This is a genomic window from Klebsiella sp. AqSCr, from assembly GCF_008452795.1.
Taxonomy (GTDB): Bacteria; Pseudomonadota; Gammaproteobacteria; order Enterobacterales; family Enterobacteriaceae; genus Klebsiella; species Klebsiella pneumoniae.
The window spans coordinates 1,997,801-2,011,171 of the sequence record NZ_MJDM01000005.1; the positions used below are offsets into that span (position 1 = coordinate 1,997,801).

Here is a 13,371-nt window from a genome sequence, read left to right on the forward strand (position 1 = left end):
GGACGAGTGGCGGGCGCTGGCCGATGGCGCCACCGATTATCTCGATAAACTGGAGATCCGCGAGCGCGAGCGGCTGGGCCTCGATACCCTGAAAGTCGGCTACAACGCCGTCCACGGCTACTACATCCAGATCAGCCGCGGCCAGAGCCACCTCGCGCCGATCCACTACGTGCGCCGCCAGACGCTGAAGAACGCCGAACGCTACATTATTCCTGAGCTGAAGGAATACGAAGATAAGGTGCTGACCTCCAAGGGCAAAGCGCTGGCGCTGGAAAAACAGCTTTATGACGAACTGTTCGACCTGCTGCTGCCGCATCTCGCCGACCTGCAAACCAGCGCCAGCGCGCTGGCCGAGCTGGACGTGCTGGTCAACCTGGCGGAACGCGCGGAAACCCTGAACTACTGCTGCCCGACCTTTAGCGATAAGCCGGGCATTCGCATCAGCGAAGGCCGCCATCCGGTGGTCGAGCAGGTGCTGAAAGAGCCGTTTATCGCCAACCCGCTGCAGCTGGCGCCGCAGCGGCGGATGCTGATTATCACCGGGCCGAATATGGGCGGTAAAAGTACCTATATGCGCCAGACCGCGCTGATTGCGCTGCTGGCCTATATCGGCAGTTACGTCCCGGCGCAGAAGGTGGAGATCGGGCCCATCGATCGCATCTTTACCCGCGTCGGCGCGGCGGATGACCTGGCCAGCGGCCGCTCGACCTTTATGGTGGAGATGACTGAAACCGCCAATATCCTGCACAACGCTACCGAACACAGCCTGGTGCTGATGGATGAGATTGGCCGCGGCACGTCCACCTACGACGGGCTATCGCTGGCGTGGGCCTGTGCGGAAAATCTGGCCAACAAAATCAAGGCGCTGACGCTGTTCGCCACCCACTACTTCGAGCTCACTCAGCTGCCGGAGAAAATGGAAGGCGTTGCCAACGTCCACCTCGACGCGCTGGAGCACGGCGATACCATCGCCTTTATGCACAGCGTGCAGGACGGCGCGGCCAGCAAGAGCTATGGCCTGGCGGTCGCCGCGCTGGCGGGGGTGCCGAAAGAGGTGATCAAGCGCGCGCGGCAGAAACTGCGCGAGCTGGAGAGTATCTCGCCCAACGCGGCGGCGACCCAGGTCGACGGCACGCAGATGTCGCTACTCGCCGCCCCGGAAGAGACCTCGCCTGCGGTTGAGGCGCTGGAGAATCTTGATCCGGACTCCCTGACCCCGCGTCAGGCGCTGGAGTGGATCTACCGTCTGAAAAGACTGGTCTAGCCACCCATTAAGGTGAAAAACGGCAGCGCTGTGAAGCGCTGCCGTTTTAGTAAACAAAAAAATGGGTGCTAGAGGATGCGTCCTGACAACCCATACGCGGGGTTGCCCCCGCGCGGATGCTACTTCTTCGATTCGTAAGCGAGAACAGCTTTAAACTCAATATTACGCTCTTTAATACTCAGCTCGCATAGTGAGCTGTGCACCAACAGCGTAAATCCCAGTACCGTAATACAGAGTACGATGATTGCCACAAGGGCATATTTTGTCAGCATATCTTGCCTCCCTGCAAAGAAGAGACTAACATCTGAATTGTCTATGTTCATTCGCTAGCCTCAGTTGATAGAAATATCTCCTGGGGCTTTCGTCTGTCTGGGGTCCTGGTAATGCTCAAGGCCAGACAGCCTCAAGCACCCGCCGCAATTCTACACTCGTCAGGGCGTGAAATTTATCTGCAAGGAATTAATCAGACGAATTTTATATTAATCTGGATGCAGGCTCGCAAAGTCATCCCGGTATATTAACCCTTCACGTAATTTTTTAATTTAATGAAAAAATAATTTCCATAATTGTACTAAATATAAAAAAGGCCCGACTTAGCGGGCCCCTTTCATTAACGCTTATCTTCCGGCAATAGCGGCGGTACGTGCGGCACCTGCGGCGCCTCATCGATATCTTTCTGCGTCATGCGGAACGCTTCCGGATAGTGTTCGCGGCTGGTGCGGCGCAGCGGCTCGGTATCTCGCCAGGTGTAAAGACAGTGCTGGCACTGATACACGGTCCAGACCCCTTTCACCGGCGAGGTCGCCATGACTTCAATCTTTTCATCGGCGCAACGTGGACAAATCATCTTCTTCTCCTTATTTACGGTTGGCCAGCATAGCGGTCAGTTTTTCAGCCCAGGCTTTGGTTTCCGGCAGATCCTGCACCGGCTGGCTGTAGTGACCGCGAAGGTCCGGCGCAACCGGGGTGGTGGCGTCGATAATCAGTTTGTCGGTAATGCCTGCCGGGCTGGAGCCTGGGTCAAGTTCAAGGACCGACATGTTCGGCAACTGCACCAGGTCTCCCGCCGGGTTAACCTTCGAGGAGAGCGCCCACATCACCTGCGGCAGGTTGAACGGGTCGACGTCTTCATCAACCATGATCACCATCTTCACATAGCCGAGGCCGTGGGGAGTGGTCATCGCCCGCAGGCCCACCGCGCGGGCAAAACCGCCGTAGCGTTTTTTGGTGGAGATGATCGCCAGCAGACCATGGGTGTACATGGCGTTGACCGCCTGCACTTCCGGAAATTCGGCCTTCAGCTGCTGATACAGCGGTACGCAGGTCGCCGGGCCCATCAGATAGTCAATCTCGGTCCACGGCATACCGAGGTAGAGCGATTCAAAAATCGGTTTGCTGCGATAAGAGACTTTGTCGATACGCACTACCGTCATGTTACGACCGCCGGAGTAGTGACCGGTAAATTCACCGAACGGCCCCTCGATCTCACGCTTACGCCCTTCAATGACCCCTTCGAGGATCACTTCCGAACCCCAGGGCACGTCAAAGCCGGTCAGCGGCGCGGTAGCGATGGGATACGGGCTCTCGCGCAGCGCGCCAGCCATCTCATATTCAGACTGATCGTATTTCAGCGGCGTGGCGCCCATCAGGGTAATAATCGGGTCATTACCGAGGGTAATGGCGATTGGCAGATCTTCCCCACGCTCTTCCGCTTTGTGCAAATGCAGCGCGATATCGTGCATCGGTACCGGCTGCAGGCCGAGCTTGCGCTTGCCTTTCACTTCCATGCGGTAGATACCGACGTTTTGCTTACCGAAGTTATCTTTATCCAGCGGATCGCGTGAAACGACACAGGCTTTATCGAGGTAGAAACCGCCGTCACCATCGTTGAGGCGGAACAGCGGCAGAATATCGAACAGGTTGATATCATCGCCATCAACAGTATTTTCTGCCCACGCCGGGTTGGCGCGGCGCTCTGGCGTCACCGGGAAGTTATCCCAGCGGCGAATGAACTCATCAATCTGCTTTTTCACCGGCGTGTTAGGCGGCAGGCCCAGCGAGATGGCATGGTTCTGCCACGAGCCGATGGTGTTCATCGTCACGCGAGCGTCGTTAAAGCCGCGAATATTATCGAACCACAGCGCCGGGGCACCGTCGCCGATGCGTCCGGTCGCATTGGCGGCCGCCGCCAGATCGGGCTCAGCGTTCACCTCTTCACTGATTTTCAGCAGTTGTCCCTGGTCATCCAGCGCCTGCAAAAAGCTGCGCAAATCATCAAAAGCCATTATTCGATCTCCTGTGCAAATTGTTCTGCCGTGCGCAAGCCGTTCCAGCGGCGCGCTTTGTGATAGTCGAGGCCAAACTGATCCAGCACCCGGGTGACGATATGATTGGTGATATCGTCAACCGTCTCCGGGTGGTTGTAGTAAGCTGGCATGGGCGGGACCATCGCCACGCCCATGCGGGACAGCGCCAGCATGTTCTCCAGATGGATCGTGCTGAGCGGCATTTCCCGCGGGACCAACACCAGCTTGCGCCCCTCTTTGAGCACCACGTCCGCCGCGCGGCCCACCAGCCCTTCGGCATAACCCGCGCGAATGCCTGCAAGCGTTTTCATACTGCAGGGAATAACGATCATGCCGTCGGTACGAAATGAACCGGATGAGATGGTGGCGGCCTGGTCTGCCGGGCTGTGGGAAAAGTCCGCCAGCGCGGCCACTTCGCGCGCCGTCCAGGGCGTTTCCAGCTCGATGGTGGTTTTGGCCCATTTCGACATCACCAGATGGGTTTCCACCTCCGGCATATCGCGCAGCGCCTGCAGCAATGCCACCCCAAGCGGTGCCCCGGTGGCCCCCGTCATCCCAATAATCAGTTTCATTCCAGACCTCATTACTTTTGTTCGTGTACGAACTTTATATTTAAACTACCCCCTCCAGCCCTTATTGGCAAGATCGTTCGTATACGTGCGCATTTTTAATCAAAACGCAGAAAGGGTATAAAAAGGCGTACGAACGGCTATCATAGAGGTGACAGTTTTGTTACGGAGTATTCATGGAGTTACGAAACGAAGCATTCCACCTGCTGCGCCAGCTTTTTCAACAGCATACCGCCCGCTGGCAGCAGGCGTTGCCGGACCTGACTAAACCTCAGTATGCGGTGATGCGCTCGGTAGCGGAGCACCCCGGGATCGAACAGGTGGCGCTGATTGAAGCGGCGGTCAGCACCAAGGCTACGCTGGCGGAGATGCTCAGCCGAATGGAAGCGCGCGGCCTGGTGCGCCGGGAGCACGATCCGGCCGATAAACGCCGCCGTTTTGTCTATCTGACCGACGAAGGCGAGGCGTTGCTTAACCGTTCCATTCCGCAGGGCAATGAGGTCGATGACGAGTTTCTCGGCCGCCTGAGCGATGACGAGCGCGAGCAGTTCTCCCGGCTGGTGCACAAAATGATGGCGCCCTGAACGGGCGCTTAACCGACCTTCTCGCGCAGGAAGTCAATAAATGCCCGCACCCGGGTCGGCAAATGCTGCGAGTCGGGATAAAGGGCATACACGCCCTGCTGTGGGAAATGGTATTCCGGCAGGAGCGGCACCAGCTCCCGCTGCGCCACCTTTTTGGCTACCAGCCATGCGGGCAGCAAGGCGACGCCGCATCCCGCCAGAGCAAAGCTCATCAGCGCCGTAGCGCTATCAGCAGAAAACCGCGGCGCGCTGGCTATCGCGAAATCCACCTCTGTCTGGTGATCCGTGCGCAGCTGCCAGCGCAGTGGCGTCGGCAGGCGCTCGTGAATAATCCACTCAGCTTGCGCCAGATCGGACAGCGTCTGCACCGGATGGCTCGCCAGCCAGGCCGGAGAGGCGACGGGCAGGATCGCGAAACTGGCTATCCGCGTCGCCCGATAGCGGGAATCGGCCAGCGTACCGAGGCGTATCGCCACGTCAAATCGTTCTGAAATGAGGTCGGCATGATGGGAGGAGGAGACGTGGCGCACCCGCAGCGCCGGATGACGACGGGCGAACGCGGCCAGCGCTGGAATGATAACCTGCTCGCCATACTCCGGCGTGGTGGTGATCCGTAGCTCCCCGCTTAAGCCGCTATGGCTGGCCCGCACCTCATCCTGGAGATTTTCCGCCGCGTTCAGGAGCGCTACCCCGCGCTGATAGAACAGCACCCCGGCGTCAGTGAGCCGCAAACGCCGCGTCGAACGCAGCAGCAGCGTCACCCCCAGCTCATTTTCCAGCTGCCGTACGTTAAAGCTGACCACCGCCTTGGTCTGCCCCAGCGCCGCTGCGGCCAGGGTGAAACTGCCGGCATCTACCACGGCGATAAACATGGTCACGCGCTGAAGATTAAGCATCGTCGTCCGGATGATTGTCAAAAATATTCAGACAGTATATCCCGATTAGTCCCGTTTATCCCTCGCTGCGGCAGGTTTACAGTAGCCGCCTGTCTGAGGGAGTGAACCATGACCTACCGCCACCGCGTTGCCACCGTTTTTCTGTTCGGTTTTTTTCTCGATTTGATCAATATGTTTATCGCCAGCATCGCCTTTCCGGCAATCAGCCGCGCGCTGGCGGTTTCCGTCTCGCAGCTGGCGTGGGTCAGTAATGCCTATATTCTCGGTCTGACGGTCGTTGTGCCGTTCAGCGCCTGGCTCAGCGAGCGCTGGGGGGCGAAACGGCTGTTTTTACTCTCGCTGGGGCTGTTCAGCCTCGGCGCGCTGGCGGCAGGGCTTGCCAACAGCCTGAGCGAACTGATTTTATGGCGGACGCTGCAGGGGATGGGCGGCGGGCTGTTAATCCCCCTCGGCCAGGCGCTGACGTGGCCGCTGTTTCAGCCGCATGAGCGGGCGAAGCTGTCGGCGGCGGTGATGCTGGTCGGCCTGCTGGCCCCCGCCTGCTCGCCGGCGATCGGCGGCCTGTTAGTCGAGGCGTTCAGCTGGCGCTGGGTCTTTTTCGCCAGCCTGCCTGTCGCTCTGCTAACCTTTGTGCTGGCGGTGCGATGGCTGAACGACACCCCCGGTCCGGTTCGCCCGACTCGCTTTCTTCCACTGTCGCTGCTGGCCGATCCCCTGCTGCGCTTCGCGATGCTGATCTACCTCTGCGTGCCGGGGATGTTTATTGGCGTCAACGTGGTGGGGATGTACTACCTGCAACGCGTCACCGGGTTGGCGCCGGGGGCAATCGGTGCCCTGATGGTGCCCTGGTCGCTGGCCTCGTTTGCCGCCATCACCTTTACCGGCAGATATTTCAACCGCTTCGGGCCCCGGCCGCTGGTCGTCATCGGCTGCCTGCTTCAGGCGATGGGGATCATGCTGCTGCTGAAGATCGATGCGGACAGCCCGCTGGCGCTGTTGATTCTGGCCTTTACGCTGATGGGCGGCGGAGGCAGCTTATGCAGCAGCACCGCGCAAAGCAGCGCTTTCCTGCATACGCCTGCCGAAGAGATGCCTGACGCCAGCGCGCTATGGAATCTTAACCGCCAGCTCAGCTTCTTTGCCGGCAGCGCCCTGCTCGCCCTGCTGCTGAGGGTATTCCCGCCGGCCTACGCCTGGCAGGGGGTATTTATTAGCGCCGCCGTCATTACCCTGTTGCCGCTGCTGTTTTGCCTGCGGCTGAATAATCGGGCGATTATCCATCGCCTGCACACCACTCTGGAGAAGTCATGAATCCTTATCTGCAGGAAGTCCTCGATGCCCATGTCCTTATCGAACGCTGGTTAAGCCATGGCGAAGGAAGCGCTGAGGCGCTGATGAAGCGTTTTGCCGCCGATTTTACCATGATCCCCTTGAGCGGTGAGAAGATGGACTACCCAACGGTGAGCCGTTTTTTCCACCACGCCGGCGGCAGCCGTCCGGGGTTAGATATCGTAGTGGATCAGATGGAAATCATCAGCGAGTGGCACGACGGCGCCGCAGTGCTATATCGTGAAAGCCAAACGCTGGCGGATAGCAGCCAGAACGTTCGCTGGTCGACGGCGATTTTTCAGCAAGCGGAAGGGAAAATTGTCTGGCGCCATCTACAGGAAACCCGCCTCGGCTAGCCCAAAGAAAAAGGCCCCGACTTTCGAGGGGGCCTTTTTGACAGAAAACGTCTTATTCGCGGAAGAGCGCTTCGATATTCAGCCCCTGTCCCTGCAGAATTTCCCGCAGGCGACGCAGACCTTCCACCTGGATCTGCCGCACGCGTTCGCGGGTCAGGCCAATTTCACGGCCCACATCCTCCAGCGTGGCAGCTTCATAACCCAGCAGACCAAAACGACGTGCCAGAACTTCACGCTGCTTGGCGTTCAGTTCGAACAGCCATTTGACGATACTTTGCTTCATATCATCGTCCTGCGTGGTGTCTTCCGGGCCGTTCTCTTTCTCATCGGCCAGAATATCCAGCAGCGCTTTTTCTGAATCGCCACCCAGCGGGGTATCCACGGAGGTGATGCGCTCGTTCAGACGCAGCATACGGCTGACGTCATCGACCGGTTTGTCCAGCTGTTCGGCGATCTCTTCCGCGCTAGGCTCGTGGTCCAGCTTATGGGACAACTCGCGCGCGGTACGCAGATAGACGTTCAGCTCTTTAACAATATGGATCGGCAAACGGATCGTACGGGTTTGGTTCATGATCGCCCGTTCAATAGTCTGGCGGATCCACCAGGTCGCGTAGGTCGAAAAACGGAACCCACGTTCCGGGTCAAACTTCTCAACGGCGCGGATCAGGCCGAGGTTACCTTCTTCAATCAGATCCAGCAGCGCCAGACCACGATTGCTGTAACGACGGGCAATCTTCACCACCAGACGCAAGTTACTTTCAATCATGCGACGGCGTGAAGCGACATCACCACGCAGTGCGCGACGCGCGAAATAGACTTCCTCTTCCGCGGTCAGCAGTGGGGAATAACCAATCTCTCCAAGATAAAGCTGAGTGGCGTCAAGTACGCGCTGGGTTGCGCCTTGCGACAGCAGCTCTTCCTCAGCCAGATCGCTATCACTGGGTTCCTCTTCTACTAAGGCTTTCTCGTCGAAAACCTCAATTCCGTTCTCATCAAATTCCGCGTCTTCATTTAAATCATGAACTTTCAGCGTATTCTGACTCATAAAGGTGGCTCCTACCCGTGATCCCTGAGCAAAGCACCTTCCACGGCACATCAACAAACGACGCCTGGACGATTTCCCCTGCCCTCTCTGCGAGAGGAACGTAGACACCGCCCTGGCGCCTGTTAGCTGATGCTTCGCTTATCCGTACTTTGCCAAATTATCGCTGCGGTAAGTACTGCAGCGGGTTGACGGATTTCCCCTTGTAACGAATTTCAAAATGTAATCTTGTTGAGCTGGTTCCGGTGCTACCCATGGTAGCGATTTTCTGCCCCGCTTTGACTTCCTGTTGCTCCCGAACCAGCATGGTATCGTTATGAGCGTAGGCACTCAGGTAATCATCGTTGTGTTTGATGATAATAAGATTACCGTAGCCGCGCAGTGCGTTACCGGCATAGACGACGCGCCCATCGGCGGTCGCGACAATAGCCTGTCCCTTACTGCCTGCAATATCGATACCTTTATTGCCGCCTTCCGCGCCGCTAAAGTTCTCGATAACCTTGCCATCAGTCGGCCAGCGCCATGCTGAGATCGGCGAACTGGTTGACGTACTGCTTGCAGTCGGCTGGGTTGTGCTCACCGTTGTTGGTGCCGTCACCGGCGCGACAACCGTTGTGGTTGTGGTCGCTGGTTTATTATTAGGCAACATCTTGGTAGCACTCTGTTCACCTGAAGATTCAGAATACGTAATAGTCGGTTGTGAAGCAACCACCGCGGTCGATTTTTGTGCAGAAGTTGTGCTGGTCGTCGCACCGCCGCTCGCTCTTGCGCTGGCCTGAGAAACGGCGTTTTCGCCGGTGATCGGCTGGCCTGAGGCGTTACCGACCTGCAGTACCTGCCCCACGTTCAGCGCGTACGGGGCCGGGATGTTGTTGCGTTGCGCCAGGTCGCGGAAATCGTTGCCGGTGACCCAGGCGATATAGAATAGCGTGTCGCCGCGTTTTACCGTATAGGTACTGCCGCCGGTATAGCTACCTTTCGGAATATCGCCATATTTGCGGTTGTAAACGATCCGGCCATTTACCGTCTGTACCGGCTCCTGCGCCACCGGCGCCGGCTGCGGCTGAATGGTCTGGGTCTGCATCGGCTGAATCGGCTGCGCCTGAGGAGCGGACTTGACGCCGGAGGGTGGCGGCGTAATCAGCATGCCGGAGTTGGTGCTGGAAGAGGCGGCGCCGCCGGCAGAGCTAACCGGCGCAGGCGGATTATTGGTGTTGGTACACCCGGCCAGCCAGAGTGAAACCAGTGAAAGAGCCGCAATACGGCTGACGGTAAATTTGGTGCTTCCCGCGCTCATTTATCCCCCAGGAATATGTTAACTGCCAATATCTTGCTTACCGGGCGGCGCCCGGCCAGGACACTGAAAAATGTGTCCACCCTACGCCTAAAGTCAGGCAAAAAAAACCTGGAATAATCCGGGTCTCAGGCCAGCTCCCCCTTCACCAGGGGAACAAAGCGAACGGCCTCGACGGTATCAATGATAAATTCGTTGCCCCGACGACGGATCCGTTTGAGAAACTGATGCTCTTCGCCGACCGGCAGCACCAGCACGCCGTCATCATCCAGCTGCGCCAGCAGCGCGGTCGGTATTTCCGGTGGCGCCGCCGTCACAATAATGGCATCAAACGGCGCCCGCGCCTGCCAACCTTGCCACCCATCGCCATGACGGGTTGAAACATTATGTAAATCAAGTTGTTTCAGGCGACGACGCGCCTGCCACTGTAAACTCTTAATTCGCTCTACCGAGCATACGTGATGCACCAGATGCGCCAGGATGGCCGTCTGGTAGCCGGAACCGGTGCCGATCTCCAGCACCCGCGACTCCGGCGTCAGCGTCAGCAGCTCGGTCATCCGCGCCACCATATACGGCTGGGAGATGGTCTGCCCCTGGCCAATCGGCAGCGCGGTGTTTTCCCACGCTTTATGTTCAAAGGCTTCATCAACAAACTTTTCGCGCGGGACCAGCGCGATCGCCTCGAGGACACGTTCATCGACGATGCCCTGCGTGCGCAGTTGATTCAACAAACTTTCAACACGTTTACTTACCATTGCCTGTCAACCCCGACACGTTCCAGCCAATCGGTGACCACCTCATGCGCCTGATGGGCGGTTAAATCGACGTGCAATGGCGTCACGGAAACATAGCCTTCATCCACTGCCGCAAAATCGGTGCCCGGCCCGGCATCGCGCTTATCGCCCGGCGGACCAATCCAGTACAGGGTGTTGCCGCGCGGATCTTTTTGCGGGATCACCTGGTCGGCCGGATGGCGGTTGCCGCAGCGGGTCACGCGAATACCCTTGATTTGATCGAGCGGGAGATCCGGCACGTTGATGTTAAGGATCCGCCCGGTACGCAGCGGCTCGCGGCTTAGGGCGCGCAGAATGGTGCAGGTTACCGCCGCGGCGGTATCGTAATGCTGATAGCCGTTCAGCGACACGGCCAGCGCGGGGAACCCCAGATGACGGCCTTCCATCGCCGCGGCCACGGTGCCGGAATAGATGACGTCGTCGCCCAGGTTGGGGCCGGCATTAATACCGGAAACCACGATGTCCGGACGCGGGCGCATCAGCGCGTTCACGCCGAGATAGACACAGTCGGTCGGGGTGCCCATCTGGACGGCGATGTCGCCATTTTCAAAGGTAAACGTACGCAGGGACGATTCCAGCGTCAGCGAATTTGAGGCCCCGCTGCGGTTACGATCGGGTGCAACCACCTGGACCTCGGCAAACTCCCTTAAGGCCTTCGCCAGGGTCTGTATCCCCGGCGCATGGATCCCGTCATCGTTACTCAGCAATATTCGCATAGTCACCCGTTGTATTGATAAGCTCCCTGACCACGCTGGTGGCGAAGCTGCCCGCCGGCAGCCAGAAACGCAGTTCAACGGTTACGTCATCCCACCAGTTCCAGCTGAGCTGCTGTGGATAGAGAAGCATCGCCCGGCGCGCCGCCTCGACTTTCTCCCGTACCAGCAGCGCCTGCAACGCGGTTTCCTCGGCGATCGCGGCCTGCTCGAAAGCCAGGGCGTCGCGCTGGCTTCCCCAGTCGCCGCTGCCCGGCAGCGTGGCCGTAATCATCAGTTCGCGGTTATGCACCCGCGCCTGCGAAACCTCGAGTTCTTCCGGTGTGACGACAAACCAGCTCCCGCGCCCCGCTAATTGTAGCGCATCGCCATCAACGACCTGATTAAATTCCGTTTTTTTTAATCTAATACTCACTTGCTGATTAAACAACGCGCTGCGGGCTGCCGACAACCAAAAACTGCGCTTATTGCGATCGCGCACTGGCGCGCCGCTCTCCGCCCAGCGCAGGGCGCCCTGCAGGTTACTGCCGCCAATGCCAAAGCGCTGCGCGCCGAAATAGTTCGGCACTCCCCGTTCAGCGATGGCCTGCAGACGCGTCTCCACGTCCTGGCGATCGCTAATCTCGCGCAGGATCACGGTAAACTGGTTGCCTTTCAGCGCGCCTAAACGCAGCTTACGCTTATGGCGAGCATATTCCAGTACCTGGCAGCCCTCGAGCTGAAATTTGCTCAGGTCCGGCATCTCTTTGCCGGGCACCCGGGCGCACAGCCACTGCTCGGTGACCGCGTGCTTATCCTTTTGCCCGGCGAAGCTCACTTCACGGGCGTGGATCTTAAGGAATTTTGCCAGCGCGTCGGCGACAAAGCGCGTATTGCAGCCGTTTTTCAGGATCCGCACCAGCACGTGTTCGCCGTCGCCGTCCGGGGCAAAGCCCAGATCTTCCACCACCAGAAAATCTTCCGGATTGGCTTTCAGCAGCCCACTGCTCTGCGGCTTGCCGTGCAGCCAGGTCAGTTGGTCAAAGGCGATCATTTGTCGGCCTTACGCAGCAGCGCAACCGCTTCGCAGGCGATCCCTTCCCCGCGGCCGGTGAAGCCGAGCTTCTCGGTGGTGGTCGCTTTCACGTTGACGTCGTCCATATGGCAGCCGAGATCCTCAGCGATAAAGACGCGCATCTGCGGAATATGCGGCAGCATTTTCGGCGCCTGGGCAATAATCGTGACGTCGACGTTGCCGAGCGTATAGCCCTTGGCCTGAATGCGGCGCCATGCTTCGCGCAGCAGTTCGCGGCTATCGGCGCCTTTAAACGCCGGATCGGTATCGGGGAACAGCTTGCCGATATCGCCCAGCGCCGCGGCGCCAAGCAGCGCGTCGGTCAGCGCATGCAGCGCGACGTCGCCGTCGGAGTGGGCCAGCAGCCCTTTTTCATAAGGAATGCGTACCCCGCCAATGATGATTGGGCCTTCACCGCCAAAAGCGTGTACGTCAAAACCATGTCCAATTCGCATTAAGCTTTCTCCTGGTGTCGGGAACGGGTGAGGTAAAATTCAGCCAGCGCCAGGTCTTCCGGGCGCGTCACTTTAATATTATCCGCGCGTCCGGCGACCAGCTGCGGATGGAAGCCGCAGTACTCCAGCGCCGAAGCTTCATCGGTGATAGTGGCTCCCTCGTTTAGCGCGCGAGTGAGGCAATCCACCAGCAGCTCGCGAGGGAAAAATTGCGGGGTGAGCGCATGCCACAGGTCATTGCGGTCGACGGTATGGGCGATAGCGGTTTTGCCCGGCTCGGCGCGCTTCATGGTGTCGCGCACTGGCGCCGCAAGGATCCCGCCGACGCGGCTGGTTTCGCACAGCGACAGCAGGCGGCTGAGGTCGTCCTGATGCAGGCAGGGGCGCGCGGCGTCATGCACCAGCACCCACTGTGCCTCCGGCAACGCCTGCAGGCCGGCGAGTACCGAATCGGCGCGCTCGGCGCCGCCATCCACCACGGTAATTTGCGGATGCTGCGCCAGCGGCAGCTGGCTGAAGCGGCGATCGCCGGGGCTGACGGCAATCACCACCCGCTGGACGCGCGCATCCGCCAGCAGCGCGGCGACCGCGTGTTCGAGAATCGTTTTGTTACCGATTGAGAGATATTGTTTCGGGCATTCCGTTTGCATGCGGCGGCCGAAACCGGCTGCCGGCACCACGGCGCAAACGCCCGGAAAAGTGGCTGCCATGTTGT

General features: G+C 58.9%; 16 protein-coding genes. 4 read left to right on the top strand and 12 right to left on the bottom strand.

Translation table 11 applies throughout. The annotated features are described in order from the left end of the window. On the top strand, nucleotides 1-1,264 hold a 1,264-nt coding region (gene mutS / locus BHE81_RS28765; protein WP_228268718.1), incomplete at its 5' end, for a DNA mismatch repair protein MutS. A 119-nt stretch (nucleotides 1,265-1,383) separates the two neighbouring features. On the opposite strand, the gene BHE81_RS13715 is transcribed toward mutS, so the two are convergent. From BHE81_RS13715 to BHE81_RS13735, 4 genes are all read right to left on the bottom strand, one after another. Beyond that, nucleotides 1,384-1,536, bottom strand: coding sequence for a Hok/Gef family protein (locus BHE81_RS13715; protein ID WP_002915097.1), 153 nt, complete (start codon nucleotides 1,534-1,536; stop codon nucleotides 1,384-1,386). 338 nt (nucleotides 1,537-1,874) lie between these two features. Beyond that, nucleotides 1,875-2,111 carry a non-oxidative hydroxyarylic acid decarboxylases subunit D gene (locus tag BHE81_RS13725; protein ID WP_002915098.1) on the bottom strand — a complete coding sequence of 79 codons (237 nt, stop codon included), beginning with the start codon at nucleotides 2,109-2,111 and terminating at the stop codon, nucleotides 1,875-1,877. A gap of 10 nt (nucleotides 2,112-2,121) precedes the next feature. Next, a complete protein-coding gene (locus tag BHE81_RS13730) occupies nucleotides 2,122-3,549 on the bottom strand; it encodes a non-oxidative hydroxyarylic acid decarboxylases subunit C (RefSeq protein ID WP_004151060.1) in 1,428 nt (475 codons plus the stop codon). Next, complete coding sequence (locus BHE81_RS13735; RefSeq protein ID WP_002915099.1) at nucleotides 3,549-4,142, bottom strand: non-oxidative hydroxyarylic acid decarboxylases subunit B; 594 nt, start codon at nucleotides 4,140-4,142, stop codon at nucleotides 3,549-3,551. The genes BHE81_RS13730 and BHE81_RS13735 overlap by 1 nt, the downstream gene beginning before the upstream one ends. Before the next feature lie 173 nt (nucleotides 4,143-4,315). Here BHE81_RS13735 and BHE81_RS13740 point away from each other — a divergent pair, with 173 nt between their 5' ends. Next, the gene (locus BHE81_RS13740; RefSeq protein WP_002915102.1) at nucleotides 4,316-4,723 is read left to right on the top strand and encodes a MarR family winged helix-turn-helix transcriptional regulator; all 408 of its coding nucleotides are present in this window, start codon (nucleotides 4,316-4,318) and stop codon (nucleotides 4,721-4,723) included. Nucleotides 4,724-4,731: 8 nt separating this feature from the next. Here BHE81_RS13740 and BHE81_RS13745 read toward each other — a convergent pair whose 3' ends face one another. Beyond that, nucleotides 4,732-5,619: a LysR family transcriptional regulator gene (locus BHE81_RS13745; protein WP_004142744.1), complete on the bottom strand. Its 888-nt coding sequence runs from the start codon at nucleotides 5,617-5,619 to the stop codon at nucleotides 4,732-4,734. A gap of 108 nt (nucleotides 5,620-5,727) precedes the next feature. On the opposite strand from BHE81_RS13745, the gene BHE81_RS13750 reads away from it, so the two are divergent. Beyond that, nucleotides 5,728-6,930, top strand: coding sequence for an MFS transporter (locus BHE81_RS13750; RefSeq protein WP_004174649.1), 1,203 nt, complete (start codon nucleotides 5,728-5,730; stop codon nucleotides 6,928-6,930). Continuing rightward, nucleotides 6,927-7,304 (top strand): hypothetical protein, encoded by a 378-nt coding sequence (locus tag BHE81_RS13755; RefSeq protein ID WP_002915104.1) that lies wholly within the window; start codon nucleotides 6,927-6,929, stop codon nucleotides 7,302-7,304. Before BHE81_RS13750 ends, BHE81_RS13755 begins: the two co-directional genes overlap by 4 nt. Nucleotides 7,305-7,356: 52 nt before the next feature. Here the strand turns inward: BHE81_RS13755 and rpoS are convergent, their stop codons facing one another. The 7 genes from rpoS to ispD form a co-directional block, all read right to left on the bottom strand. Continuing rightward, entirely contained in the window at nucleotides 7,357-8,349 is a 993-nt protein-coding gene (gene rpoS, locus BHE81_RS13760; RefSeq protein WP_002915106.1) for an RNA polymerase sigma factor RpoS, read from the bottom strand. A gap of 157 nt (nucleotides 8,350-8,506) precedes the next feature. Beyond that, nucleotides 8,507-9,643 carry a murein hydrolase activator NlpD gene (gene nlpD / locus BHE81_RS13765; protein ID WP_004149542.1) on the bottom strand — a complete coding sequence of 379 codons (1,137 nt, stop codon included), beginning with the start codon at nucleotides 9,641-9,643 and terminating at the stop codon, nucleotides 8,507-8,509. 125 nt (nucleotides 9,644-9,768) lie between these two features. Continuing rightward, nucleotides 9,769-10,395 carry a protein-L-isoaspartate(D-aspartate) O-methyltransferase gene (locus tag BHE81_RS13770; protein WP_002915108.1) on the bottom strand — a complete coding sequence of 209 codons (627 nt, stop codon included), beginning with the start codon at nucleotides 10,393-10,395 and terminating at the stop codon, nucleotides 9,769-9,771. Next, the gene (gene surE, locus BHE81_RS13775; RefSeq protein ID WP_004142750.1) at nucleotides 10,389-11,150 is read right to left on the bottom strand and encodes a 5'/3'-nucleotidase SurE; all 762 of its coding nucleotides are present in this window, start codon (nucleotides 11,148-11,150) and stop codon (nucleotides 10,389-10,391) included. Before surE ends, BHE81_RS13770 begins: the two co-directional genes overlap by 7 nt. Then, nucleotides 11,131-12,180, bottom strand: coding sequence for a tRNA pseudouridine(13) synthase TruD (gene truD / locus BHE81_RS13780; protein WP_009485533.1), 1,050 nt, complete (start codon nucleotides 12,178-12,180; stop codon nucleotides 11,131-11,133). The genes surE and truD overlap by 20 nt, the downstream gene beginning before the upstream one ends. Next, complete coding sequence (ispF, locus tag BHE81_RS13785) at nucleotides 12,177-12,656, bottom strand: 2-C-methyl-D-erythritol 2,4-cyclodiphosphate synthase (protein WP_004181093.1); 480 nt, start codon at nucleotides 12,654-12,656, stop codon at nucleotides 12,177-12,179. The genes truD and ispF overlap by 4 nt, the downstream gene beginning before the upstream one ends. Continuing rightward, a complete protein-coding gene (gene ispD, locus BHE81_RS13790; RefSeq protein ID WP_009485534.1) occupies nucleotides 12,656-13,366 on the bottom strand; it encodes a 2-C-methyl-D-erythritol 4-phosphate cytidylyltransferase in 711 nt (236 codons plus the stop codon). Before ispD ends, ispF begins: the two co-directional genes overlap by 1 nt. Nucleotides 13,367-13,371 lie beyond the last annotated feature (5 nt).

Coding starts and splice junctions, on each gene's coding strand:
- BHE81_RS13715 (WP_002915097.1), bottom strand. CDS start 1,536: ATGCTGACAAAATATGCCCTTGTGGCAATCATCGTACTCTGTATTACG.
- BHE81_RS13725 (WP_002915098.1), bottom strand. CDS start 2,111: ATGATTTGTCCACGTTGCGCCGATGAAAAGATTGAAGTCATGGCGACC.
- BHE81_RS13730 (WP_004151060.1), bottom strand. CDS start 3,549: ATGGCTTTTGATGATTTGCGCAGCTTTTTGCAGGCGCTGGATGACCAG.
- BHE81_RS13735 (WP_002915099.1), bottom strand. CDS start 4,142: ATGAAACTGATTATTGGGATGACGGGGGCCACCGGGGCACCGCTTGGG.
- BHE81_RS13740 (WP_002915102.1), top strand. CDS start 4,316: ATGGAGTTACGAAACGAAGCATTCCACCTGCTGCGCCAGCTTTTTCAA.
- BHE81_RS13745 (WP_004142744.1), bottom strand. CDS start 5,619: ATGCTTAATCTTCAGCGCGTGACCATGTTTATCGCCGTGGTAGATGCC.
- BHE81_RS13750 (WP_004174649.1), top strand. CDS start 5,728: ATGACCTACCGCCACCGCGTTGCCACCGTTTTTCTGTTCGGTTTTTTT.
- BHE81_RS13755 (WP_002915104.1), top strand. CDS start 6,927: ATGAATCCTTATCTGCAGGAAGTCCTCGATGCCCATGTCCTTATCGAA.
- rpoS (WP_002915106.1), bottom strand. CDS start 8,349: ATGAGTCAGAATACGCTGAAAGTTCATGATTTAAATGAAGACGCGGAA.
- nlpD (WP_004149542.1), bottom strand. CDS start 9,643: ATGAGCGCGGGAAGCACCAAATTTACCGTCAGCCGTATTGCGGCTCTT.
- BHE81_RS13770 (WP_002915108.1), bottom strand. CDS start 10,395: ATGGTAAGTAAACGTGTTGAAAGTTTGTTGAATCAACTGCGCACGCAG.
- surE (WP_004142750.1), bottom strand. CDS start 11,150: ATGCGAATATTGCTGAGTAACGATGACGGGATCCATGCGCCGGGGATA.
- truD (WP_009485533.1), bottom strand. CDS start 12,180: ATGATCGCCTTTGACCAACTGACCTGGCTGCACGGCAAGCCGCAGAGC.
- ispF (WP_004181093.1), bottom strand. CDS start 12,656: ATGCGAATTGGACATGGTTTTGACGTACACGCTTTTGGCGGTGAAGGC.
- ispD (WP_009485534.1), bottom strand. CDS start 13,366: ATGGCAGCCACTTTTCCGGGCGTTTGCGCCGTGGTGCCGGCAGCCGGT.